This is a genomic window from Roseateles sp., assembly GCF_047654785.1.
Lineage (GTDB): Bacteria > Pseudomonadota > Gammaproteobacteria > Burkholderiales > Burkholderiaceae_C > Pelomonas.
Genome location: NZ_JASGKQ010000003.1, coordinates 658,985 through 683,214, shown reverse-complemented (window position 1 = coordinate 683,214; position 24,230 = coordinate 658,985). Strand labels below are relative to the sequence as shown.

Here is a 24,230-nt window from a genome sequence, read left to right as displayed (position 1 = left end):
TGGTCAATCCGCAGCGTCCGAAAACAGCGCGCTGTCGGCCCGCAGCCGGTGCTCGTCGCCGACGCGGCGCAGCAGGCCGACGCGGTCGAAGTGCTCCAGGTGCTGGATGGCGCGCTTGCGGCCCAGGCCGGTCGCGTCGCGGAACGCCGCGGCCGTGACGCTGCCTTGCGCCCCCGCCAGCCGGCGCACCGTGGCCGCGAGGCCCGCCATGGTCGCAGTGTCGCAGTAAAGGTCTTTCACCACCTGGTGCAGCTCGCCCTGCCGCGCCAGCCGCGCCAGCGTCGCCCGCATCAGCGGCTCGGGCTCGGCGCAGTCGCGGGCCAGGTCGCGCGCCCATGCGCCCTCGGCGCCGGCCGCAGCCAGGCGCGGCGCCACCTGCAAGGCGATGCGCTGCTCGGCCGCCGACAGCTGCACGCCATGCTCGGGCAGGTACACGAAGGCGCCGTGCACCGCGATGCGGCCCTGCGCACGCAGCCGCTCCAGCAGCTGGCGCCACGGCGCCTCGGCCATGCGCGGTGCCGCCAGCCGGCGCAGGCGCGCGGCGTCGGGGCCGAGCTCGTCCGGCAGCCGGGCGTGGAAGCCGGCCAGCGCGGCCAGCAGCCGGGCGGCCAGCGCGGCGGCGGCGTCGTCGCCCAGCGCCCAGCCCTGCAGCGGCTCGGCCAGGCCCTCCGCCTGCGCGAAGCGGGCGAGGTCCAGCCCCTGCGCCGACAGCGCCAGCAGCCGCTCGCGCCGCTGCGCGGCGTCGGGCAGCTCGCAGGCGGCCAGTTCGGCCAGGCGTTCGGACGTGCGGCGGTAGCGCGCGGGCGCGAACGGGTCCAGCACCACGCCGCCGGCCAGCGTGCGCGTGGCGCCGGCATCGCGCAGCACCAGCCGGTCGCCGCGCCAGGCGCCCACCGGCGCGTGGCACACCAGCTGCACGCGGCCGCTGGCGCCGGGGTCGATCTGCTCGCCGTCCAGCACCGCGACGCTGGCGGTGGTGGCCTGTGCCCCCAGGTGCAGGTGCACGCGGGTGCCGGAGCGCAGCGGCCTGGCCTCGCCGGGCCAGAGCAGGAGGCGCGCGTCGAAGCGGTCGGTGCGCAGCGCGGCGTGCGGGGCGGTGAGCCAGGCGCCGCGCGGGGCCTGGTCCTTGGCCACCCCGGCCAGCGCGACGGCGCAGCGCTGGCCCGCATGGGCGCGGTCGGCCTCGCGGTTCTGCGCATGCAGGCTGCGCACGCGGACGCGGCGGCCGTCGAGCAGCAGCTCGTCGCCCACCGCCACCTCGCCGGCGTGCAGCGTGCCGGTGACCACGGTGCCGACGCCGTCGAGCGTGAAGGCGCGGTCCACGGCGAGCCGGGGGGCGAGGCCCCGCGCCGGGCGCGGCGGCAGCCGCCGGGCGGCGTCGAACAGCAGCTCGCGCAGCGCATCGACGCCCTGCCCCGACGGCGCCGACACCGCGAGGATGGGCGCCGCGTCCAGCCCGGTGCCCGCGAGCAGCGCGCGGATCTCGTCGCCGAGCGCGGCGATGCGGCCGGGCGCCGCGCGGTCGGCCTTGGTGATGGCGACGGCGCCGCGCGTCAGCCCGAGCAGGCTCAGCACGGCCAGGTGCTCGCGCGTCTGCGGCATCACGCCGTCGTCGGCGGCGACGAGCAGCAGCGCGAAGTCGATGCCGCTGGCGCCGGCCAGCATGGTGTGGACCAGCTTCTCGTGGCCGGGCACGTCGATGAAGCCGATTCGATCGGTGCCCCCGGCGGCCATACCGTCCGCCCCCCGCGGGGGCAGCGCCCCGCCTTCGGGCGGCCGGGCGCCGGGTCGCTCGTCCAGCGAAGGCAGGTCCAGGTAGGCATAGCCCAGCTCGATGCTGATGCCGCGCGCCTTCTCCTCCGGCAGCCGGTCGGTGTCCACGCCGGTGAGCGCGCGCACCAGCGTGGTCTTGCCGTGGTCGATGTGGCCGGCGGTGCCGACGATCACGCCAGCGCCTCCCGCAGCGCGTCGAGCTGCGCGGTCAGCAGCGCGGGGTCTTCCAGGCAGCGCAGGTCCAGCAGCAGCCGGTTCTCGTGGCGGCGGCCGATGACCGGCCGCGGCAGCGCGCGCAGCGCGTCGGCCAGCGCCTCCAGCGTGCGGCCGCGGCCGTCCACGGCGGCCAGCGCCAGGCCGGCGGACGGCAGCCGCTCGACCGGCAGCGAGCCCGAGCCGATCTGGCTCTGCAGCGCGACGGCCTCGACGCTGAAGCGCGGCGCGACCGCCGCCGCCACGCCGGCCAGCAGGCTTTGCGCGAGCGCGGCGAGCTGCGCCTGCGGGCGGGTCAGCAGCCGCAGCGTGGGCAGGTCCCGCGCCAGCCGCTCGGGCCGCAGGTACAGCCGCAGCGTGGCCTCCAGCGCCGCGAACGGCAGCTTGGACAGCCGCAGCGCCCGCTTCATCGGGAACTTGCGGATGCGGCCCACGGCCGCGCGGCTGCCGACGATCAGGCCGGCCTGCGGGCCGCCCAGCAGCTTGTCGCCGCTGAAGGTCACCACGTCGCAGCCGGCCGCGAGCATGGCCTGCGGCAGCGGCTCGGGCGGCAGGCCCCAGGCCGACAGGTCCACCAGCGCGCCGCTGCCCAGGTCGGTCATCAGCGGCACGCCGGCCCGGGCGGCGATGGGCGCGAGCGTGGCCTCGTCCACCGCCGCAGTGAAGCCCTGCACCTGGTAGTTGCTGGTGTGGACCTTGACGATCAGGCCGGTGCGCGGCGTCAGCGCCTGCTCGTAGTCGCGCGGGTGGGTGCGGTTGGTGGTGCCCACCTCCACCAGCGTGGCGCCGGCCGCGGCCATCACGTCGGGCATGCGGAAGGCGCCGCCGATCTCGACCAGCTCGCCGCGCGAGACGATGGCCTCGCGGCCGCCCGCCAGCGCGGCGATGCCCAGCAGCACGGCCGCCGCGTTGTTGTTGACGACCGTGGCGGCCTCGGCGCCGGTCAGCTCGCACAGCAGGCCCTCGATCAGGTCGTCGCGGTCGCCGCGCTGGCCGGTGCCGAGGTCGAACTCCAGGTTGTTGGGCTCGCCCATCAGCGCCAGCACCTGCTGCAGCGCGGCGTCGGCCAGCAGCGAGCGGCCGAGGTTGGTGTGGATGACGGTGCCGGTGAGGTTGAGCACCGCGCGCATGCCCGGGCGCAGCCGGGCCGCCACCCGCGCGGCGAGCGCCTGCGGCAGCGCGGCGACCTCGCGGCGCGGCAGCGCGCCGGCCACCGCGCGCGGGCGCAGCGCGTCCAGCAGCGCGCGCGCCTCGCGGGCCACCAGCGTGTGGCCGTGCTCGGCGACCAGCGGCGCACAGTCGCGCAGCAGCTTGTCGAGCGCCGGCAGGTCTTGGGGCCGGGCCGTGGCGCCGTGGGCTACGGAGTCGTCGGGCGCTGTCATCGGTGTCGGGTCCGCGGGACGGGCTGAAGGGGGCGCGATGGTACGCCGCCGGCCCGGTGCCTCGGGGTAGAGTCCGGGGTTACCGGAACCCTGCCGGTCGCGGCCGGCCTCCCCGCCCCGCCCGGCACCCTGAGCAGCCATGCAACACATCCCCATCAACCCACCGCTGTCGCGGCGCGGCTTCCTGAAGGTCGCGGGCGCGGGCGCCGCGGCGACCTCGCTGGGCGCGCTCGGCTTCGGCGTCGCCGAGGCCGCGGTCGCCGCCCACGTGCGCCAGTTCAAGCTCGCCACGACCACCGAGACCCGCAACATCTGCACCTACTGCTCGGTGGCCTGCGGCGTCATCATGTACTCCAAGGGCGACTACTACGCGGGCGAGAAGGCGGAGCTGATCCACATCGAGGGCGACGCCGACCACCCGACCAACAAGGGCACGCTGTGCCCCAAGGGCGCGGCGCTGAAGGACTTCGTCAAGTCCGACACCCGCACCACCGTGCCGCGCTACCGGGCGCCGGGCGCGGACCAGTGGCAGGAGGTCAGCTGGGAGTTCGCGCTCGACAAGATCGCGCGCCACATCAAGGACGACCGGGACGCCAACTTCATCGAGAAGAACGCCGCCGGCACCACCGTGAACCGCTGGACCTCGATGGGCTTCCTGGCCGCCTCGGGCGGCACCAACGAGACCGGCTGGCTCACCTACAAGACGGTCCGCTCCCTCGGCGTCCTCCCGTTCGACAACCAGGCACGCGTCTGACACGGCCCCACGGTAGCCAGTCTGGCTCCGACATTCGGCCGCGGTGCAATGACCAACGCCTGGACCGACATCAAGAACGCGGATCTCGTCATCGTCATGGGCGGCAATGCCGCCGAGGCCCACCCCTGCGGATTCAAGTGGGTGACCGAGGCCAAGCACCGCAACAAGGCCAAGCTCATCGTCGTGGACCCGCGCTTCAACCGCACGGCGGCGGTGGCGGACGTCTACGCGCCGATCCGGCCGGGCTCGGACATCGCCTTCCTGATGGGGGTGATCCGGCACTGCATGGCCCGCGGCATGGTGCAGTGGGAGTACCTGAAGCACTACACCAACGCGAGCTACCTGGTGCGCGACGGCTTCGGCTGGCAGGACGGGCTGTTCACCGGCTATGACGAGGCCAAGCGCGGCTACGACCAGACCGAGTGGGAATACCAGTTCGACGACAAGGGCCAGCCGCTGACCGACCCGACGCTGGAACATCCGCGCTGCATCTGGCAGCTGCTGCGCCGGCACGTGGAGGTGTACACGCCGGAGTTCGTCGAGAACATCTGCGGCACGCCCAAGGACCGGTTCCTGAAGATCTGCGACATGATCGGCGCGACGGCGGCCACCGACAAGGTGATGACCTCCTGCTACGCGCTGGGCTGGACGCAGCACTCCAAGGGCGCGCAGAACATCCGCGGCATGGCGATGCTGCAGCTGATCCTGGGCAACATCGGCCTGCCGGGCGGCGGCGTGAACGCGCTGCGCGGCCACGCCAACATCCAGGGCCTGACCGACATCGGCCTGCTGTCGCACATGGCGCCGGGCTACATGGGGCTGCCCAAGGAGAGCGAGGCCGACCTGGCGGGCTACCTGTCCACCAAGGCCAACCTGCCGATGTTCCCCGGCCAGACCAGCTACTGGCAGAACACCGACAAGTTCTTCGTCAGCTTCCTGAAGTCGATGTGGGGCGACGCCGCCACGCGCGAGAACGACTTCGGCTACCAGTGGCTGCCCAAGCTGGACGTGCCGTACTACGACATCCTGCGCACCATGACGATGATGGAGGACGGCAAGGTCAACCTGTACTTCTGCCAGGGCTTCAACCCGCTGATGTCGTTCCCGAACCGGGCCAAGCTGACGCGCGCGCTGTCCAGGCTCAAGCTGCTGGTGTCCATCGACCCGCTGCAGACCGAGACCGCCGGGTTCTGGCAGAACCACGGCGTCTACAACGACGTGAACCCGGCCGAGATCCCGACCGAGGTGCTGGAGCTGCCGTCCACCTGCTTCGCCGAGGACGAGGGCGCGACGGTCAACTCCGGCCGCTGGCTGCAGTGGCACTGGACGGGCGCCACGCCGCCGGGCCAGGCCAGGCACGACACCTGGATCATGGCGCAGATCTTCCTGCGGGTGCGCGAGCTGTACCGCAAGGAAGGCGGCGTCTGCCCCGAGCCCATCCTGAACCTGAGCTGGGACTACCACAAGCCCGGGGAGCCCGAGCCCGCCGAGCTGGCGCGCGAGATGAACGGCCGCGCGCTGCAGGACGTGTACGACCCCAAGGAGCCGGGCAAGGTCATCCGCAACGCGGGCGAGCAGGTGGCGGGCTTCGCGGAGCTGCGCGCCGACGGCTCGACGATGTCGGGCTGCTGGATCTACGCCGGCTCCTGGACCGAGAAGGGCAACATGATGGCCCGCCGCGACAACCACGACAAAGGCGGCATCGGCACCTACCTGAACTGGTCCTGGGCCTGGCCGGCCAACCGGCGCATCCTCTACAACCGCGCCAGCGCCGACCTGCAGGGCAAGCCCTGGGACCCCAAGCGCAAGCTGCTGGAGTGGAACGCCGAGGCCGAGCGCTGGGAGGGCTTCGACGTGCCGGACTTCGCGCCCACGTCCAAGCCCGAGGTGGTCATGCCCTTCATCATGACCCAGGAGGGCACGGCGCGGCTGTTCGTGCGCAAGCTGCTGCGCGACGGCCCCTTCCCCATCCACATGGAGCCCTGGGAGAGCCCGGTCGACAACCCGTTCAACAAGAAGATCCGCGGCAACCCGGCGGGCCGCATCTTCCCCAAGGACCTGGCGCAGCTCGGCAGCCGCGACGAGTTCCCGTTCGTCGGCACCTCCTACCGGCTCACCGAGCACTTCCACACCTGGACCAAGCACAACAAGGTCAACGCGGTGCTGCAGCCGGACTTCTTCGTCGAGATCAGCGAGGAACTGGCCCGGCTGCGCGGCATCGAGAAGGGCAGCCGCGTGCGGGTCTGGAACAAGCGCGGCGAGGTCTGGGCCAAGGCGGTCGTCACCAAGCGCATCCGCCCGCTGATGTGCGACGGCCGCGAGGTCCACGTGGTGGGCATGCCCATCCACTGGGGCTTCGTCGGCGCGGCGCGCAAGGGCTTCGGCCCGAACAGCCTGACCGTGTTCGCCGGTGAGGCCAACATCGACACGCCCGAATCCAAGGCCTTCCTCGTCAACATCGAGCCGGCCTCCGCCGACGACATCCGGAAGCTGACGACATGAGCACGCTCCCACAGGCATCCCAGCCGCGCACCGCGGCCGCCAACCCGCCGGTGCAGCCGCTGGCGTCCAACCTGCTGCCCTCGGACGTCGTGAAGGTCTCGGCCACCGAGCACGTGCCCGCGCCGGCCCGCCAGCTCACCAAGGTGGCCAAGCTGATCGACGTGTCCAAGTGCATCGGCTGCAAGGCCTGCCAGTCGGCCTGCATCGAGTGGAACGACACCCACCCGGCGATGGAGGAGAACGTCGGCGTCTACGAGAACCCGCACGACCTGACGCCGGACATGTTCACGCTGATGCGGTTCACCGAGTACGAGAACCCCGGCACCGGCGAGTTCGAGTGGCTGATCCGCAAGGACGGCTGCATGCATTGCGAGGACCCCGGCTGCCTGAAGGCCTGCCCGGCGCCCGGCGCCATCGTGCAGTACTCCAACGGCATCGTCGACTTCATCTCCGACAACTGCATCGGCTGCGGCTACTGCGTGAAGGGCTGCCCCTTCAACGTGCCGCGCATCCACAAGACGGCCAACGTCTCCAAGAAGTGCACGCTGTGCTCCGACCGCGTCGCCGTGGGCCAGGGCCCGGCCTGCGCCAAGGCCTGCCCGACGCAGTGCATCACCTTCGGCACCAAGGACGACATGAAGGCGCTGGCCGCCGAGCGCGTGGAAGACCTCAAGGAGCGCGGCTACGAGAACGCCGGCCTGTACGACCCGCAGGGCGTGGGCGGCACGCACGTGATGTACGTGCTGCACCACCGCGACAAGCCCTCGCTGTACGCCGGCCTGCCCGACGACCCGCGCATCTCGCCCACGGTGGGGCTGTGGAAGGGTTCGGCCAAGAAGCTGGGCCTGGTCGCCGCAGGCCTGGCCACCGTCGGCGCGGTGCTGCACGGCATCTTCGCCAAGCCGAACGCGGTGACCGAGCACGAGGAGGAAGAGGCGCAGGCGCTGGTGGACGCCGCCGGCGTGGACCCGACGGCCCCCACGTCCACCGGAAAGGAGGCCTGACATGGCAGCCCTCGACAAACCCGGCACCGCCGCGCCGCGCGTCTACGCCGCGGCCGGCGACGAGCTGGCCAGCCGCCGGCCCGTCGTCGTCGTCCGCTACCGGGGCCTGACGCGGCTCAACCACTGGGTCACCGCGGCCTGCATGGTCCTGCTGCTGCTCAGCGGCGCGGCCTTCTTCCACCCCGCGCTGTTCGGGCTGACGCAGCTGTTCGGCGGCGGCCAGGCCACGCGCTGGATCCACCCGTGGATCGGCGTCGTGCTGTTCTTCAGCTTCCTCGGCCTGTTCCTGCAGATGTGGCACCTCAACCTGCCGCGCCGCGAGGACGCGCAGTGGAGCCGCCAGATCGGCGACGTGCTGCACGGCCGCGAGGAAAACCTGCCCGAGCTCGGCAAGTACAACGCCGGCCAGAAGCTGGTGTTCTGGGGCATGGCCGCGCTGATCGTCGTGCTGATCGTCACCGGCGTCATGATCTGGGAGGAGTTCTTCCCCTTCCTCGTGCCCATCCCGGTGCGGCGCGTGGCGGTGGTGCTGCATGCGCTGTCGGCGCTGGGCTGCTTCTTCATCCTGCTGCTGCACGTCTACGCGGCGATCTGGACGCGCGGCACGCTGCGCGCGATGACGCGCGGCACCGTCACCGGCGGCTGGGCCTTCCGCCACCACCGCAAATGGCTGCGCGAACTCGCGCAGCGGCCCGCGCCGCGCGCCGGCAAGCCCGACTGATGCAGCCCGATCCCTCCTTCCTCGCCGGCGGCGTGCCGGAGACGCCGTTCGTGCTGCAGCACGCGCCGCAGCCGCTGTTCGCCACGCGCGCGGCGCGGCTGCGCTTCCTGGCGCAGAGCAGCGAGCTGGCGCCCTACCTGCACTTCCTCGCCGACCTCTGCACGCTGCAGGCCACGCTGGCCGGGCAGTTGCCGGCGCCCGCGCCCGTGACGGCCCGGCGGCTCGACGAAGCGCTGGCCGCCGGGCTGCCGCCCATCGACCGCGGCGCGCTGGTCGACGATGCGCAGCTGCTGGCCACGCTGCACGCGGTGTGCGAGCAGGCCCGCGCGCTGGACATGCCCGAGTCCGCCCGCCAGGCGCTGGACGCGGTGCGCGGCGCCGAGCCGCCGATGCAGCGCGGCATGCTGGCCGAGGTGCTGGCCGACCAGGTTCCCGCGGACGGCGTCGCCACCCACCTGTTCGTCGCGCTGGCCGTGCAGCTGCACCTGGGCCGGCTGGCCGCCGCGCTGCCGGCCGGGCGGCTGCAGCCGGTGGCCACCGGCACCTGCCCGGCCTGCGGCGGCCGGCCGGTGTCGTCCTCCGTCATCGGCCTGCGCGACATCGACAACGTGCGCTACGCCTGCTGCGCCGGCTGCGCCACGCAGTGGAACGAGGTGCGCATCAAATGCCTGTGCTGCGGCGCCACGAGCGGCATCTCCTACCGCTCCGCCGGCACCGAGGACGCCACCGTCAAGGCCGAGACCTGCCGGGCATGCGGCAGCTGGCTGAAGACGCTCTACCAGGTGCGCAACGCCAGCCTGGAGCCGGTCGCCGACGACGTCGGCAGCCTGGGGCTGGACCTGCTGATGCGCGACACGCCGTTCCGGCGCGCCGGCTTCAACCCCTTCCTGCTGGGGTACTGAGCACGGCGCCCGCCGCGCGCCCGCTCAGCTCTGCTTCGAAATCGTGATCGTCGGGAACTTGGCCGAGTAGTCCTTGCCCTGCGCCGCGATCTTGGCCGCCACCCGGCGCGCCAGCGCCTTGTAGAGCGCGGCCACCTCGCCCCCGGGCTCGGCGGCGACGGTGGGCGTGCCCGAGTCCGCCTGGGCACGGATGCCCATGGCCAGCGGCAGCGAGCCCAGCAGCTCGGTGCCGTACTGCTCGGCCATCCGGCGGCCGCCCTCGGCGCCGAAGATGTGCTCCGCGTGGCCGCAGTTCGTGCAGATGTGGACGGCCATGTTCTCGACGATGCCGAGAATGGGCACGCCCACCTTCTCGAACATCTTCAGGCCCTTCTTCGCGTCGATCAGCGCGATGTCCTGTGGCGTCGTGACGATCACGGCGCCGGTCACGGGCACGCGCTGCGACAGCGTCAGCTGGATGTCGCCGGTGCCGGGCGGCATGTCCACGACGAGGTAGTCCAGAATCCTGCCAGCGCGTCTGGCGCAGCAGCTGCTCCAGCGCCTGCGTGGCCATGGGGCCGCGCCAGATCATGGCCTGGTCGTCGTCGACCAGGAAGCCGATGGAGTTGACCTGCAGGCCGTGCGCGACGTGCGGCTCCATGGTCTGGCCGTCCAGCGTCTCGGGGCGGCCGCTGGCGCCCAGCATCAGCGGCTGGCTGGGGCCGTAGACGTCGGCGTCCAGCACACCCACGCGCGCGCCCTCGGCCTGCAGCGCCAGCGCCAGGTTGGCGGCCGTGGTGCTCTTGCCCACGCCACCCTTGCCGGACGCGACGGCGATGATGTTCTTCACGCCCGGCAGCAGCTGCACGCCGCGCTGCACCGCGTGCGCCGCCACCCGGGTGGCGATGGAAACGCTGACGTTGCCCACGCCCGGCAGCTGCCGGGCCGCCGCGATGAGCGCGGCGCGCAGCGCCGCATGCTGGCTGGCCGCGGGGTAGCCCAGCTCGATCTCGACGGCCACGTCCGCCCCCGCCACCGCGACCGACTTGATCGCCCGCGCTTCGCCCAGCGTGCGGCCGCTGCCGGGGTCCGGCACGGCTTGCAGCAGGGGGTGGATCTGGGCTTCGGAGAGGACGGTCATGGGGAGCGCGATGTACGGCAGGCCTTCGGGGCCGGCAGTCTAGTCCAGCGGCGCGGAGAAACCTGGCGTTAACCAAGGCGCCACAAGCCGGCAGCGCCCGCCTGCGAAGCTGGCGCCATGCTTCGTTCCCCCCGCCCGTCCCTCCGCCTCACCGCCGCCGCCGCCCTGCTGGCCTGCGGCGGCCTGCCCGTCGCCGCCCAGGCCCAAGTCCAGGCCCAGCCCACCCCGCCCGCTGCCGCCGCCTCGGCGCCGCTGCGCCCGGCGACGCGCCCGGCCGCGCCCGAGCCCCAGCCCAGCGAGCAGTTGCAGCGCGTGGAGGTCAGCGGCGCGGCCAGCGACGAGTCCATCCGCAAGGCCTCCACCGCCAGCAAGATCGTCATCACGCGCGACGAGATCGAGCGCTTCGGCGACTCCACCGTCGGCGAGGTGCTCAAGCGCCTGCCGGGCGTGACCACCGGCGGCCGCCCGGGGCGCGGCGGCGACGTGCGCATGCGCGGCATGGGCGGCGGCTTCACGCAGATCCTGGTGGACGGCGAGCGCATGCCGCCCGGCTTCTCGCTGGACCAGCTGCCGCCCGAGCAGGTCGAGCGCATCGAGGTGCTGCGCGCGCCGACGGCCGAGTACGGCGCGCGCGCGATCGCCGGCACCATCAACGTGGTGCTGCGCGAGCCGATGAAGAAGCGCCTCAACGAGTTCCGCGCCGGGGTCGGCGTCGAGCACGGCAAGACCAGCCCCAACATCAGCTGGACCCGCAACGACGGCTTCGGCGACGGCCACACCTACACCCTGAGCGTCAACGCGATGCGCGGCGAGCGCGGCGACGACGTCATCAACGACACGCTGCGCCACGACCTGGCCACCGGCGCCGAGTCGCTGCAGGTCACGCGCGGGCGCAACGAGGACACCCGCCAGGGCCTGAACCTGAACGGCCGCGTGCAGTTCAAGCTGGGCGGGCAGGACAGCCTGACCATCCAGCCCTTCATCGTCTCGAACCGTTCGGAGAGCCACTCCGACATCACGCGCACCACCACGCCCGCGCCGGCCACGCCGCTGCCGGGCGACTTCGACCGCGCGGTGACCGACGGCGAGAACCGCTTCACGATGGCGCGGCTGAACGCGCAGTGGCAGCTGCGTCCCGACGCCGACACCCGCGTCGACCTGCGCGGCGGCGTGGGCGGCGCCAGCGGCGAGGGCCAGAGCACGCGCCAGGAGACCCTGCAGGGCGCGCCGACGCGGCTGCAGCAGGACAGCACCACCAGCCGCGACCGCAACTGGAACCTGGTGGGCAAGTACTCGCGCAGCCTGGAGAACGAGCACAGCCTGGTGTTCGGCGTCGAGGGCGAAGGCAGCACCCGCCACGCCAGCCGCACCACGCTGGTCGACGGCAGCCCGCAGCAAGGCCTGGGCGACTTCGGCGACGACATGGATGCCGCCACCACCCGGCTGGCCGCCTATGCGCAGGACGAGTGGAGCGTCGGCAAGCAGTGGGAGTTCTACGCCGGCCTGCGCTGGGAAGGCATCAAGACCGAGAGCAGCGCGGCCCGCTACGCGGTCAGCAACACCTCCAGCGTGCTCACGCCGCTGGCGCATGCGCGCTACAAGCTGGACCCGGGCGGCCGCGAAGCCATCCGCATGAGCCTGACGCGCAGCTACCGCAGCCCGCAGCTCAACGACCTGATCGCGCGGCCCAGCATCAACAGCAACCTGCCGCACGACATCACCTCGCCCGACCGCGCCGGCAACCCGGACCTGAAGCCCGAGCTGGCCACCGGCGTCGAGATCGGCTACGAGAAATACCTGAGCAAGGGCGGCATGCTGGGCGCCAACTTCTTCGCGCGCCACATCACCGACGTGATGCGCAACGTGATCGCGCTGGAGGACGTGTCCTGGAGCGCCACGCCGCGCTGGGTCGCGCGGCCGCGCAACCTCGGCAAGGCCAGCACGCTGGGCCTGGAGCTGGAGGCCAAGTTCCGGCTGGACGAGTACTTCGACGGCGCGCTGCCCATCAACGTGCGCAGCAACCTCAGCTTCTTCACGTCCAAGGTGGACGGCCTGCCGGGGCCGAACAACCGCATCGAGGGCCAGCCCAAGGCGACGGCCAACCTGGGCTTCGACTACCGGCTGCGCGCGCTGCCGGTGTCGCTGGGCGCGTCGCTGAACTGGACGCCCTCGTCCACCATCCAGCAGACCCTGCTGACCGAGGTGACCAGCAACCGCAAGCTGGTGACCGACGCGTTCGCGATGTGGAACATCACGCCGGAGCAGTCGCTGCGGCTGTCGGCCAGCAACCTGACGCCGCTGGACTACTACACCGGCAGCATCAGCACGACGGACACGCAGATCGTCACCAGCCGCAGCGGCGGGCCCAGCTATACGCAGTGGCAGTTGCGCTGGGAGATGAAGCTGTAGCCCCTCGCCCAGGCTTGCGCCGGCTGGACGCCGGCAAGCCTGGTCGGTCCCCCGAGGGGACGGCGATGCTCGCGGGGCGTGCCCCGCTCGCACATCGCCCACGGGCCGGCTTGGGACGGCCCGGCGCTCGGCCCGTGCGCGAAGTGAGAGCACCCCTCGCCTGGCGAGGGCGACACTGGTCGGCCTTGCAGGCCGCGCTGCGGCAGTGCCGCAGCCCTTCGCCACGCACACCGCGCCCACCGGGCGCGCTGTGTCCGGGCTCAGCCCCCGAGGGGACGGCGATGCTCGCGGGGTCTGCCCCGCTCGCACATCGCCCACGGGCCGGCTGGGGAGCAGCCCGGCACTCGGCCCGCGGGCCCGGCCTCTATTGCGCGGTGGTCGTGGCAGTGACCCAGGGGCCGGTCAGGCCGTCCAGCTCGCAGTCCCACAGCGCCTGCGCGTCCATCTCGTCGACGACGCCTTCGCCGTAGACCTTGAGCGCCAGGCTGCGCAGCATGATGACCATGCCGCGCACGAAGGCGGCGCGTCCGGCCTCGCCGGCCACGCCCAGCAGCACCGAGGCGTCGAGCTTCACGTAGTCCAGCCCCGCCTGGTAGAGCCGCTCCACCTGCGCCAGCCCGGCGCCGGCATGCTCCAGTCCCAGCCGCACGCCCAGCGGGCGCAGCTGGCGGCCCAGCTCCAGCAGCGGCTCGAAGTGCTCGGTGGCCGCGGCCTCGGCCAGGTCCAGCAGCAGCAGGCGCGCGGCCTGCGGCGGGTGCTGGGCCAGCAGGTCGCGCAGCGCCGGCAGGAAGCCGCCGTCCGCCAGCGACGCGGGCGCGACGTTGATGCAGCGCGCCACGCCGTCCGCCGCGATGGCGTCCAGCGCCAGGCCGACGGCGAGCAGGTCCGCCTGCGCGGTCAGCCGCGAGCGCGCGGCCAGCGGCAGCCAGTGCGCCGCCGGCACGACATCGTCGCCTTCGAGCTGCAGCCGCAGCGGGCATTCCAGGTGCAGCACGCGGCCGCTGCGGTCGCGCACCGGGTACTCGGCCAGCCGCCCGCGGCGGTGCGCGACGGCGTCGCGCAGCTGCGTGCGCCAGAGGCCCTCGCCCTGCTCGCGGCCGAGGCCGGGGTCGGCCACGATCTCGACGGCGAAGCCGCCGCGCGCATGGCCCAGGTGCTCGGCGCGGGCCAGCGCGGCGTCGGCCTCGCCCAGCCAGACGCTGCCGGGCCGCTCGCGCGGCAGCTCGACGGCGCCCAGCGCCACCTGCACGCCGGCGCCGAAGGCCGGCAGGCTGGCGCGCAGCGCGTCGGCCAGCGCATGGGCCGTCTCGGCGGCCACGCCCTCGGCGGGCAGCCACAGCGCGAAGTCGCCACCGTTGAGCCGGCCGACGCGGCAGCCGGGCACCGAGGCCGGATAGGCCTGCAGCGCGTTCGCCACCGTCACCAGCACGTCGTCGACTGCGGCGCGGCCCAGGCGCGCATTGAGCCCGGGCAGGTCGCGCAGCCGCACCAGCACCAGGCCGGCGACGGCCGGGCCGTCCTCGCGCTGCAGCGCGGCCTCCAGCTCGGCCAGGAAATGCTGGCGCGTGGACGCGCCGGTCAGCGCGTCGTGGTGGACCTGCTCGCGCAGCACCAGCAGCTGGCCGGCCTGCGCCTCGAACAGCTCGCGCACGCGCTGCACCATGGCGTTCATCGCGCGCGTGAGGCGCTGCAGCTCCGGCACGCGCGGCTCGCCGACCTGGCCGTAGCGGCCGGCCAGCACGCCCTCGGCCTGCGCCACGGCGGCGTCCAGCGGCCGGCGGATGCGGCGCAGCCCGGCCCAGGCCGCGATCGCCGCCGCGATGGCCACGACCAGCAGCCAGGCCAGCAGCCGGCGCGAGGCCAGCCACAGCGCGTCGTGCGCATAGCCGGACTGGCTCTGCAGCTCCACGGTGCCGATCGCGTTCCAGCCGCTGGACACCTGCGCCGCGCCGGGCGCCGCCTCGATGGGCACCAGGCTGCGGAACCAGGCCGGCGCGTGGCCGGGCCGGCGCGCCTCGCTGCGCTCGAACAGCAGCGCGCCGGTGGGCGAGCGCCAGCGCACGAACTCGTAGGCACCGGTGTCGAACTGCGCGGACACCAGCAGCTTGATCAGCTCGGCGTCCCCCTGCTGCTGCGACAGCGCCAGCGCCAGCGCCTGCGCGTTGTCCGCGTTCTTCAGCCCCAGCTGCGTCTGCATCAGCTGCCGCGCGGACAGCGTGGACAGCCCCACCGCCCCCACCAGCGCCGCCAGCACCACCCCGAGCACCAGCCAGGCGATCTGCCGCATCAACGACATGTCGTGTCCCTCATTCCAGAAATCCCTCCGCCCGCACCCGGGCCACCAGTTCCCGCCACAGCGACAGCCGCGCCAGCGGGTCGCCCTGCGTCACCTGCCCCGTGCCCTGCCACAGCCCCTCGGTGTTGAAGCTGAACACCGGCGTCAGGTCGGGCCGCTGCGACGCCGGCAGCACCTCGGGCCGCAGGTTGTCCAGGATCAGCGGCTCGGCGCCCGGCTGGGCATAGTAGGCCAGCACCATGTGCGCCAGCGACTGCCCCTGCTGCCGCGCCCGCACGTACACCATGCGCAGCTTGGCTGCGGGCAGGCCGCTGGCGGCCAGGCTGAAGTATTTGGCGATCGCGTAGTCCTCGCAGTCGCCGGCGCGCCGCTCCAGCGCCTCCAGCGGCGTGGCCCAGTAGTCGGGCACGCCCCAGGTGGCGGCGTCCTCGCGGAAGGCCAGGCGCTGGTTGAAGAAGTCGTTGACCTCCTGCAGCCGCTGCGCCTCGTCGTGCGCGCCGCTGCGCTCGATCAGCAGCAGCAGCGCCTGCGCCTGCTCGGCCAGGCGCGGGCCGCGCAGCGCGGCGGCCTCCATCACGCGGCCGGCGTCGTAGGCGGCGGCGGCCAGCAACTGGCCGGCCAGCCACGCCCGGATCCCCCAGCGGCGCAGGCGGGGCGCGAGGGCGAGACGGGACGGCGAAGTCGGCAAGATTGACGGGCGGCGGCGTTTCGATTCACTGTAGCCCGCCGGATCGCGCCGCTGCGGCGCCTAAGATTTTTCAGATGCACATCCCGGCACCTTCCCACGCCACGGCCTCCCGCGCACAGCAGATCCGCGATGACCTGGACCAGTCGCGCCGCCGCGGCCCCCTGCAGCACATCCGCATCCCGCCCTGCCCCGAGCTGCTGGCGCAGCTGCAGCAGGCGCTGGCCGCGCCCGAGCCGGACCTGGACCTCGTCGCCCGCATCGCCGCCAGCGACGTGGCCATGGCCGCCACGCTGCTGCGCATCGCCAACGGCCCGCTGTTCAAGCCCGTGGGCCTGCCCTGCACCACCGTGGGCCAGGCGATGAACCGCATCGGCCTGCGCGAGAGCGTGGCGGTGATGACCGGCTTCCTCGCGCAGCACGCCATCCCGGTGAACGCACCGCAGCTGGCGCGCTTCTGGCAGCGCAGCACCAAGCGCGCCATCGCGATGGCCACGCTCGCGCGCGAGCTGCCGGGGCTGTCGCCCGACCTGGCGCACGGCTTCGGGCTGTTCCTGCACGTGGGCATGCCGGTGCTGCTGCAGAGCGTGCGCGGCTACGCCGGCACCATGGTGGAGGCCGCCGCGCGCATCGACCGCCCCTACATCGCCACCGAGAACGCCAACCACCGCACCGACCACGCGGTCGTCGGCGCGCTGGTCGTGCGGGTGTGGAACCTGCCGGCGCCGCTGACGACCGCCATCCGCCTGCACCACGACTTCGCGGCGCTGGGCCATGGCGACATCGAGCCCGAGATCCACACGCTGGTCGCCGCCGGCCTGATCGCCGAGTACCTGATGCGCCGCCACGAGGGCCTGCCGGAGGACGCCGACTGGGCCGGCCACCACCCGGCCGCGATGGACTGGCTGCAGATCGGCTGGGACGAGCTGTCGCACTGGGAGGAGGCCGTGGTCGCGCAGTTCGACGCTGGCTCAGCCTAAATCCGGCAGTTGACCGCTTGCCATTCATCGAAAGCCATGATGTTTCAACACCCCATCGCCCATGCGGAGACCACCACGTCGGCGAGCACCGCTGCATGCCCGCTGGTCTGGCGCTTCGGGTCGCTGGCGGCGTTGCTCCTCCTCGCGGGCATGAGCCCGCAGCGTCTTCGCGCCTTGCCAGCGGCCCGCCTCGCCAGCCCCTCGGGCATGCCCAACTGCCGGATTTAGGCTGAGATGCCGCGCCTGCGCGTCCTCGTGCTGGCCGCCCTGGTGCTGGCGACGCTGGCCACGCTGGGCTGGTGGAAGCTCGGCCCGCAGGGCGTGGCGGTGGAGCTGACGCGGCGCAACTGGCGCCTGGAGATCACCGTCGAGCGGCTGCGCGCGGAGACCGGCTCCGACTGGTGCGACGAGCTGCCCGAGGGCGCGGCCGACGTCACCCGCCGCCTGGCCGCCGACCCGAGCGGCCGGCGCGCCGGGCTCGGCGAGCGCTGCCACTACACGGCGCTGGCCTGGCGGCGCCAGTGGATCGCCAAGACCGAGGGCGGCCCCGGCGACCGCCCCGAATGGCCACGCCCGCCGCTGCGCGTGGCCCCGCCCGGGCAGCCCGGCAGCGAGCGGCTGGGCCGGCGCGAGGCCTATTACGAGATCGAGCTGCGCGACCGCCAGGACCACGCCTGGGTGTGCCGCGTCGAGCCCGCGCGCTGGCGGCAGCTGCGCGAGGGCGAGCGCTTCCGCATCCCGGTGGACCGCTTCGGCACCGCGGACTGCCCGCGCATGGCGGTGTCCCGGTTCTGAGTTCTCAATGCATCAGTTGCCAGGCGCCGACCAGCACATGGCCCCACAGCATCACGTTGAAGCTCGCCAGCGTGAACACGCGCAGGAAAGTCCAGAACTTGCGCGCCCGGTCCAGCGCCACGTCCTCGCCGGTGAAGACGTAGAGCCCCAGGTACAGCGCCGAGGGCAGCAGCGTGGCGGCCATCACGACGGCCATCAGCCAGTAGAAGAAGGTCATGGCGGCATTGTCGCCAAGCCCTGACGGCAAAAAGCCCGAACCGCTACCGGCCCGGGCCCTTCCCGCCACCGCCTGGCGGCGGACGGCTTACTTCCTGCGCGCGGGCGGCACGTCGGTGCAGGAGCCGTGGGCCACCTCCGCCGCCATGCCCAGGCTCTCGCCCAGCGTCGGGTGCGGGTGGATGGTCTTGCCGATGTCCACCGCGTCCGCGCCCATCTCGATGGCCAGCGCAATCTCGCCGATCATGTCGCCGGCATGGGTGCCGACGATGCCGCCGCCGATGATGCGGTGGCTCTCCTCGTCGAAGATCAGCTTCGTGAAGCCCTCGTCGCGGCCGTTGGCGATCGCGCGGCCCGAGGCGGTCCACGGAAACAGGCCCTTGGTGATCTTCACGCCCTTGGCCTTGGCCTCGTCCTCGGTCATGCCGACCCAGGCGACCTCGGGGTCGGTGTAGGCCACGCTCGGGATCACGCGGGCGTCGAACTGGCTCTTCCTGAGCTTGTCGTCGCCGAGCAGCTCGCCCGCGCAGACCTCGGCCGCGACGTGCGCCTCGTGCACCGCCTTGTGCGCCAGCATCGGCTGGCCGACGACGTCGCCGATCGCGAAGATGTTCGGCACGTTGGTGCGCATCTGCACGTCCACCGGGATGAAGCCGCGCTCGCTCACCGTCACGCCCGCGTTCTCGGCGGCGATCTTCTTGCCGTTGGGCGTGCGGCCCACGGCCTGCAGCACGAGGTCGTAGCGTTGCGGCTCTTTCGGCGCGCCCTCGCCTTCGAAGGTGACGTAGATGCCGTCCGGCCGGGCCTCGGCGGCCACCGTCTTCGTGTTCAACATGACGTTGTCGAAGCGGTGCTGGTTGAACTTCTGCCAGACCTTGACGAGGTCGCGGTCGGCGCCGGTCATCAGCGTGGGCAGCATTTCCACCACGTCCAGGCGCGCGCCCAGCGTCGAATACACGGTGCCCATCTCCAGGCCGATGATGCCGCCGCCGACGATCAGCATCTTCTGCGGCCGGGTGCCCATCTCCAGCGCGCCGGTGGAATCGACGATGCGCGGGTCGTCCGGCAGGAAGGGCAGGCGCACGGCCTGCGAGCCGGCCGCGATGATCAGGCGCTTGAAGGCGACGGTCTGCGCCGCGCCGGTCTTCTGCTGGCCCGCGCCTTCGGTGGCTTCGACCTTCAGATGCTGCGCGTCCAGCAGCGAGCCGTAGCCGCGCAGCACGGTGACCTTGCGCATCTTGGCCATCGCCGCGAGGCCGCCGGTCAGTTTGCCGGTGACCTTGTTCTTGTGGGCGCGCAGTTTGTCGATGTCGACGGCCGGCGCGTCGTAGGCCACGCCGAGGTCGGCCATGTGGGCCACCTCGTCCATGACGGCTGCGACGTGCAGCAGCGCCTTGGACGGGATGCAGCCCACGTTCAGGCAGACGCCGCCCAGCGTCGCGTAGCGCTCGACGAGGGCGACCTTCAGGCCCAGGTCGGCCGCGCGGAAGGCGGCCGAGTAGCCGCCGGGGCCGCCGCCGAGGACGACCAGGTCGAAGGCCTGGTCGGCGCTGCCCGCGTAGGTGGCGGCGGCAGGGGCTGGGGCCGGCGCGGCGGCGGCCGGGGCGGGCGCTGGCGCAGCAGGCGCCGGCGCAGGGGCCGGTGCGGCGGCGCTGCTTTCCAGCGCCAGGATGACCGAGCCCTTGCCGACCTTGTCGCCGAGCTTGACCTTCAGCTCCTTGACGACGCCGGCCGCCGACGACGGGATTTCCATCGACGCCTTGTCGCTCTCGACGGTGATGAGGCTCTGCTCGACCTTCACGGTGTCGCCGGCCTTGACCAGCACCTCGATGACGCCGACTTCGTCGAAGTCGCCGATGTCGGGAACTTGAACTTCAATGAGTGCCATGAGTTCAGCTCCTTACAGCGCGATCCGACGGAAGTCGGCGAGCAGGCTGGCGAAGTAGACGTTGAAGCGCGCGGCCGCCGCGCCGTCGATGACGCGGTGGTCCCACGACAGCGACAGCGGCAGGGTCAGGCGCGGCACGAAGGCCTGGCCGTCCCAGGCCGGCTTCATGAAGCTCTTGCAGACGCCCATGATGGCCACTTCCGGCGCGTTGATGATGGGCGTGAAGTAGGTGCCGCCGATGCCGCCCAGGCTGCTGATCGAGAAGCAGCCGCCGGTCATGTCGGCAGGCCCGAGTTTGCCGTCGCGCGCCTTCTTGGCCAGCTCGGACATCTCCTGGCTGATCTGCAGGATGCCCTTCTTGTCGGCGTCCCGGATGACGGGCACGACCAGGCCGTTGGGCGTGTCGGCCGCGAAGCCGATGTGGAAGTAGTTCTTCAGCACCAGCGTGTCGCCATCGAGCGAGCTGTTGAACTCGGGGAATTTCTTCAGCGCCGCGACGGCCGCCTTGATCATGAAGGCGAGCATCGTGACCTTGACGCCGCTCTTCTCGTTCTCCTTGTTCAGCTGGACGCGGAAGGCTTCCAGCTCGGTGATGTCGGCGTCGTCGTGGTTGGTGACGTGCGGGATGACGACCCAGTTGCGGTGCAGGTTGGCGCCCGAGATCTTCTTGATGCGGGACAGCTCCTTGCGCTCGACGGGACCGAACTTCTCGAAATCGACCTTGGGCCAGGCCAGCAGGTTCAGGCCCGCGCCGCCGCCCGTGGCCGCGCCCGCGGGCGCGGCGGCCTTCTGCGCGGCGGTCTGCACCGCGCCGCTCATGACGGCCTTGACGAAGCCCTGCACGTCGGCCTCGGTGATGCGGCCCTTGGCGCCCGTGCCCTTGACCTCGGCCAGCGGCACGCCCAGCTCGCGCGCGAGCTTGCGGATGCTGGGCGAGGCGTGCGGCAGCGCGCCCGTGGGCGCGGCGGGCTGGTGCGCCGGCAGTGCCGCGGCAGGCGCGGCCGCGGCCGGCGCCGGAGCGGCGGCAGGCGCGGCAGCGGCCGGGGCCGGCGCGGCAGCGGGCGCCGGTGCGGGCGCGGCGCCGCCGGCAGCCTTCACGCGCGCCAGCGGCGTGCCCTTGCTGACCTTGTCGCCGATCTTGACCAGCAGTTCCTCGACGACGCCGGCCGTGGACGACGGGATCTCCATCGACGCCTTGTCGCTCTCGACGGTGATCAGGCTCTGCTCGACCTTGACCGTGTCGCCCACCTTGACCAGCAGCTCGATGACGGCGACCTCGTCGAAGTCGCCGATGTCCGGCACGTCGATGGTGACCGAATCGCCCACCGCAGCGGGGGCCGGCGCCGCGGCGGGCTCGGCCGCCGTTGCCGGTGCGGGTGCCGGCGCGGCAGCGGCCGGCGACGGTGCAGCCACCGCGGCGCCTTCGGCCTCGACGACCACGACGACGCTGCCTTGCTTGACCTTGTCGCCCACGGCGACCCGGAGTTCCTTGACGACGCCGGCCTGCGACGACGGGATCTCCATCGACGCCTTGTCGCTCTCGACCGTGATCAGGCTCTGCTCCACCTTGACCGCGTCGCCCACCTTGACCAGCACCTCGATGACGCCGACCTCGTCGAAATCGCCGATGTCGGGAACCTTGACTTCAACCAATGCCATGACCCATGTCTCCATTCATTTGCAGATGCAGTGCCTTCCCGAGCAGCACCCGTGGAACTGGCTTTGCCAGGCCCTCGGGTGCACCCCGGGGTGGTCACGCATACAACGGGTTGATCTTGTCGGCGTTGATGCCGTACTTCGCAATCGCCTCGGCCACCCGGGTGGCGGGGATCGCGCCGTCGTCGGCCAGCGCCTTCAGCGCGGCGACGACGATGTAGTGGCGGTTGACCTCGAAGTGCTCGCGCAGCTTGGCGCGGAAGTCGCTGCGGCCGAAGCCGTCGGTGCCCAGCACCTTGTACGAGCGGCCCTTGGGGATGAAGGCGCGGATCTGCTCCGCGTAGTTCTTCATGTAGTCGGTGGACGCGATGACCGGGCCCTGGGTGCGGCCGAGCTGCTGCGTGACGAAGGGCACGCAGGCCAGCTCGGTCGGGTGCAGCAGGTTCCAGCGTTCGGCGTTCTGGCCGTCGCGGGCCAGCTCGTTGAAGCTCGGGCAGCTCCAGACGTTGGCGCCCACGCCCCAGTCCTGCTCCAGCAGGACCTTGGCGGCCTGGCTCTCGCGCAGGATGGTGCCCGAGCCCAGCAGGTTGACGCTGGCGGCCTTGCCCGCGTCGGCCTCTTCCAGCAGATACATGCCCTTGAGGATCTGCTCCTCGGTGCCGGGCTTCAGGCCGGGCATCGGGTAGTTCTCGTTCAGCAGCGTGATGTAGTAGAAGACGTTCTCCTGGTCCTCCACCATGCGCTTGAGGCCGCGCTGCATGATGACGGCGACCTCGTGCGCGAAGGTCGGGTCGTAGCTGACGCAGTTGGGGATGGTGCCGGCGAGGATGTGGCTGTGGCCGTCCTCGTGCTGCAGGCCCTCGCCGTTCAGCGTCGTGCGGCCCGAGGTGCCGCCGAGCAGGAAGCCGCGCGCCTGCATGTCGCCGGCCGCCCAGGCCAGGTCGCCGATGCGCTGGAAGCCGAACATCGAGTAGTAAACGTAGAACGGCACCATGATGCGGTTGTTCGTCGAATAGCTCGTCGCGGCGGCGACCCAGCTCGCCATGCCGCCGGCCTCGTTGATGCCTTCCTGCAGGATCTGGCCGGCCTTGTCCTCGCGGTAGTACATCACCTGGTCCTTGTCGACCGGGGTGTAGAGCTGGCCCTTGGGGTTGTAGATGCCGATCTGGCGGAACAGGCCTTCCATGCCGAAGGTGCGCGCCTCGTCCACGAGGATGGGCACGACGCGCGGGCCGAGCTCCTTGTCGCGCAGCAACTGGGTCAGGAAGCGGACGTAGGCCTGGGTCGTGCTGATCTCGCGGCCCTCGGCAGTCGGGTCGAGCACGGCCTGGAAGGTGGCCAACTCGGGCGCCTTGAACTGCTCGTCGGCCTTGGCGCGCCGGTGCGGCAGGTAGCCGCCCAGCGCCTGGCGCCGCTCGTGCAGGTAGCGCATCTCCGGCGTGTCCTCGGCCGGCTTGTAGTAGGGGATCTTGGCCAGCTCGCTGTCCGGCACCGGGATGTTGAAGCGGTCGCGGATGTAGCGGATGTCGTCGTCGGTGAGCTTCTTGGTCTGGTGGACGGTGTTCTTGCCCTCGCCGGCCTTGCCCATGCCGTAGCCCTTGACGGTCTTGACCAGCAGCACGGTGGGCTGGCCCGTCGTGTTGTGGTGCGCGGCGTGGAAGGCGGCGTAGACCTTCTCGGGCTCGTGGCCGCCGCGGCGCAGCTCGAAGACCTCATCGTCGCTCATGTGGGCGACCAGCTTGGCCGTCTCGGGGTATTTGCCGAAGAAGTGCTGGCGGACGTAGGCGCCGTCATTGGCCTTCATGGCCTGGTAGTCGCCGTCCAGCGTCTCCATCATCAGCTGCTTGAGCTTGCCGCTCTTGTCGCGCGCCAGCAGTTCGTCCCAGCCCTTGCCCCAGATCAGCTTGATGACGTTCCAGCCGCTGCCGCGGAACTCGCCTTCCAGTTCCTGGATGATCTTGCCGTTGCCGCGCACCGGGCCGTCCAGGCGCTGCAGGTTGCAGTTGACGACGAAGACGAGGTTGTCCAGCCCCTCGCGCGCGGCCAGGCCGATGGCGCCCAGGCTTTCCGGCTCGTCCATCTCGCCGTCGCCCATGAAGGCCCAGACCTTGCGGTTCTCGGTGTTGGCGATGCCGCGCGCGTGCAGGTATTTCAGGAAGCGCGCCTGGTAGATCGCCATCAGCGGGCCCAGGCCCATGCTGACGGTCGGGAACTGCCAGAAATCGGGCATCAGCTTCGGGTGCGGGTAGCTGGACAGGCCATGGCCGTCCACCTCCTGGCGGAAGCTGTCGAGCTGCGCCTCGCTGAGCCGGCCCTCCAGGAAGGCGCGCGCGTAGACGCCGGGCGCGCTGTGGCCCTGGATGTAGAGGCAGTCGCCGCCGTGGCCCTCGCTCTCGGCGTGCCAGAAGTGGTTGAAGCCGGCGCCCAGCATCGACGCCAGCGACGCGAACGAGCCGATGTGGCCGCCCAGGTCGCCGCCGTCCGCCGGGTTCAGCCGGTTCGCGCGCACCACCATGGCCATCGCGTTCCAGCGCATGTAGGCGCGCAGGCGCTTCTCGATCTGGATGTTGCCGGGGCAGCGCGCCTCGGCCTCGGGCTCGATGGTGTTGACGTAGCCCGTGGTCGCCGAGAACGGCAGGTCGATGCTGTGCTGGCGCGCGTGCTCGAGCAGTTCCTCGATCAGGAAGTGCGCGCGCTCGGCGCCCTCGCGGTCGATGACGGCCGAGAGGGCGTCCAGCCACTCGCGGGTCTCCTGCGGATCGTTGTCGTTCGCGGCGGCGCCGGGGAACTCTTGCGGCTGGGCGGACATGGCCGGTCTCCTGTTCAATCCGCCTCTACCGGGCGGGGTTGGGGGTGCTGACGGGTGCAAGACGCGGGCCCCGGGCCCGCGAGCGGGCGCAGTGTCTCACAAGCCCCAGCAATTCCCAAATGGTG

The 24,230-nt window shown here is 72.1% G+C and carries 15 protein-coding genes and 1 pseudogene; 7 read left to right on the top strand and 9 right to left on the bottom strand.

Annotation, left to right across the window (positions count from 1 at the left end; all coding sequences use genetic code 11):
* Window positions 1-3: 3 nt before the first annotated feature.
* On the bottom strand, window positions 4-1,947 hold the full coding sequence (gene selB / locus QM788_RS12210; RefSeq protein ID WP_415661747.1) for a selenocysteine-specific translation elongation factor: 1,944 nt from the start codon (window positions 1,945-1,947) through the stop codon (window positions 4-6).
* Window positions 1,944-3,368: an L-seryl-tRNA(Sec) selenium transferase gene (gene selA / locus QM788_RS12205; RefSeq protein WP_415661746.1), complete on the bottom strand. Its 1,425-nt coding sequence runs from the start codon at window positions 3,366-3,368 to the stop codon at window positions 1,944-1,946. The genes selB and selA overlap by 4 nt, the downstream gene beginning before the upstream one ends.
* A 139-nt stretch (window positions 3,369-3,507) precedes the next feature.
* Between selA and fdnG the strand changes: the two genes are divergently transcribed.
* The 4 genes from fdnG to fdhE are packed head-to-tail and all read left to right on the top strand — an operon-like array spanning window position 3,508 to window position 9,251.
* On the top strand, window positions 3,508-6,624 hold the full coding sequence (fdnG, locus tag QM788_RS12200; protein WP_415661745.1) for a formate dehydrogenase-N subunit alpha: 3,117 nt from the start codon (window positions 3,508-3,510) through the stop codon (window positions 6,622-6,624).
* The gene (gene fdxH, locus QM788_RS12195) at window positions 6,621-7,628 is read left to right on the top strand and encodes a formate dehydrogenase subunit beta (RefSeq protein ID WP_415661744.1); all 1,008 of its coding nucleotides are present in this window, start codon (window positions 6,621-6,623) and stop codon (window positions 7,626-7,628) included. Before fdnG ends, fdxH begins: the two co-directional genes overlap by 4 nt.
* 1 nt (window position 7,629) lies before the next feature.
* A complete protein-coding gene (locus tag QM788_RS12190) occupies window positions 7,630-8,349 on the top strand; it encodes a formate dehydrogenase subunit gamma (RefSeq protein ID WP_415661743.1) in 720 nt (239 codons plus the stop codon).
* Window positions 8,349-9,251, top strand: a complete 903-nt coding sequence (gene fdhE, locus QM788_RS12185) for a formate dehydrogenase accessory protein FdhE (RefSeq protein ID WP_415661742.1) — start codon at window positions 8,349-8,351, stop codon at window positions 9,249-9,251. Before QM788_RS12190 ends, fdhE begins: the two co-directional genes overlap by 1 nt.
* 24 nt (window positions 9,252-9,275) lie before the next feature.
* Here fdhE and apbC read toward each other — a convergent pair.
* Window positions 9,276-10,371, bottom strand: a pseudogene (gene apbC / locus QM788_RS12180) (iron-sulfur cluster carrier protein ApbC).
* Window positions 10,372-10,488: 117 nt separating this feature from the next.
* Here apbC and QM788_RS12175 point away from each other — a divergent pair.
* On the top strand, window positions 10,489-12,780 hold the full coding sequence (locus QM788_RS12175) for a TonB-dependent receptor plug domain-containing protein (protein WP_415661741.1): 2,292 nt from the start codon (window positions 10,489-10,491) through the stop codon (window positions 12,778-12,780).
* 364 nt (window positions 12,781-13,144) lie between these two features.
* Here the strand turns inward: QM788_RS12175 and QM788_RS12170 are convergent, their stop codons facing one another.
* Window positions 13,145-15,076: a LapD/MoxY N-terminal periplasmic domain-containing protein gene (locus QM788_RS12170; RefSeq protein ID WP_415661740.1), complete on the bottom strand. Its 1,932-nt coding sequence runs from the start codon at window positions 15,074-15,076 to the stop codon at window positions 13,145-13,147.
* A 10-nt stretch (window positions 15,077-15,086) separates the two neighbouring features.
* Window positions 15,087-15,764, bottom strand: a complete 678-nt coding sequence (locus QM788_RS12165; RefSeq protein ID WP_415661739.1) for a transglutaminase-like cysteine peptidase — start codon at window positions 15,762-15,764, stop codon at window positions 15,087-15,089.
* A gap of 74 nt (window positions 15,765-15,838) precedes the next feature.
* Between QM788_RS12165 and QM788_RS12160 the strand changes: the two genes are divergently transcribed.
* Both QM788_RS12160 and QM788_RS12155 read left to right on the top strand, forming a co-directional pair.
* A complete protein-coding gene (locus QM788_RS12160; protein ID WP_415661738.1) occupies window positions 15,839-16,741 on the top strand; it encodes an HDOD domain-containing protein in 903 nt (300 codons plus the stop codon).
* A 234-nt stretch (window positions 16,742-16,975) separates the two neighbouring features.
* A complete protein-coding gene (locus QM788_RS12155) occupies window positions 16,976-17,536 on the top strand; it encodes a hypothetical protein (protein ID WP_415661737.1) in 561 nt (186 codons plus the stop codon).
* 4 nt (window positions 17,537-17,540) lie between these two features.
* Here the strand turns inward: QM788_RS12155 and QM788_RS12150 are convergent, their stop codons facing one another.
* The 4 genes from QM788_RS12150 to aceE form a co-directional block, all read right to left on the bottom strand.
* Complete coding sequence (locus QM788_RS12150; RefSeq protein ID WP_415661736.1) at window positions 17,541-17,753, bottom strand: hypothetical protein; 213 nt, start codon at window positions 17,751-17,753, stop codon at window positions 17,541-17,543.
* 87 nt (window positions 17,754-17,840) lie between these two features.
* The gene (gene lpdA / locus QM788_RS12145) at window positions 17,841-19,640 is read right to left on the bottom strand and encodes a dihydrolipoyl dehydrogenase (RefSeq protein ID WP_415661735.1); all 1,800 of its coding nucleotides are present in this window, start codon (window positions 19,638-19,640) and stop codon (window positions 17,841-17,843) included.
* Between the two features lie 12 nt (window positions 19,641-19,652).
* Window positions 19,653-21,299 carry a dihydrolipoyllysine-residue acetyltransferase gene (gene aceF, locus QM788_RS12140; protein ID WP_415661734.1) on the bottom strand — a complete coding sequence of 549 codons (1,647 nt, stop codon included), beginning with the start codon at window positions 21,297-21,299 and terminating at the stop codon, window positions 19,653-19,655.
* A gap of 94 nt (window positions 21,300-21,393) precedes the next feature.
* Window positions 21,394-24,105, bottom strand: coding sequence for a pyruvate dehydrogenase (acetyl-transferring), homodimeric type (aceE, locus tag QM788_RS12135; protein WP_415661733.1), 2,712 nt, complete (start codon window positions 24,103-24,105; stop codon window positions 21,394-21,396).
* Between the last annotated feature and the right edge of the window lie 125 nt (window positions 24,106-24,230).

Bases quoted from the DNA above. Each gene is read 5' to 3' on its own strand.
- aceE (WP_415661733.1), bottom strand. From the start codon at position 24,105: ATGTCCGCCCAGCCGCAAGAGTTCCCCGGCGCCGCCGCGAACGACAAC.
- lpdA (WP_415661735.1), bottom strand. From the start codon at position 19,640: ATGGCACTCATTGAAGTTCAAGTTCCCGACATCGGCGACTTCGACGAA.
- selA (WP_415661746.1), bottom strand. From the start codon at position 3,368: ATGACAGCGCCCGACGACTCCGTAGCCCACGGCGCCACGGCCCGGCCC.
- fdxH (WP_415661744.1), top strand. From the start codon at position 6,621: ATGAGCACGCTCCCACAGGCATCCCAGCCGCGCACCGCGGCCGCCAAC.
- QM788_RS12155 (WP_415661737.1), top strand. From the start codon at position 16,976: ATGCCGCGCCTGCGCGTCCTCGTGCTGGCCGCCCTGGTGCTGGCGACG.
- QM788_RS12170 (WP_415661740.1), bottom strand. From the start codon at position 15,076: ATGTCGTTGATGCGGCAGATCGCCTGGCTGGTGCTCGGGGTGGTGCTG.
- QM788_RS12160 (WP_415661738.1), top strand. From the start codon at position 15,839: ATGCACATCCCGGCACCTTCCCACGCCACGGCCTCCCGCGCACAGCAG.
- QM788_RS12150 (WP_415661736.1), bottom strand. From the start codon at position 17,753: ATGACCTTCTTCTACTGGCTGATGGCCGTCGTGATGGCCGCCACGCTG.
- QM788_RS12175 (WP_415661741.1), top strand. From the start codon at position 10,489: ATGCTTCGTTCCCCCCGCCCGTCCCTCCGCCTCACCGCCGCCGCCGCC.
- aceF (WP_415661734.1), bottom strand. From the start codon at position 21,299: ATGGCATTGGTTGAAGTCAAGGTTCCCGACATCGGCGATTTCGACGAG.
- QM788_RS12190 (WP_415661743.1), top strand. From the start codon at position 7,630: ATGGCAGCCCTCGACAAACCCGGCACCGCCGCGCCGCGCGTCTACGCC.
- fdhE (WP_415661742.1), top strand. From the start codon at position 8,349: ATGCAGCCCGATCCCTCCTTCCTCGCCGGCGGCGTGCCGGAGACGCCG.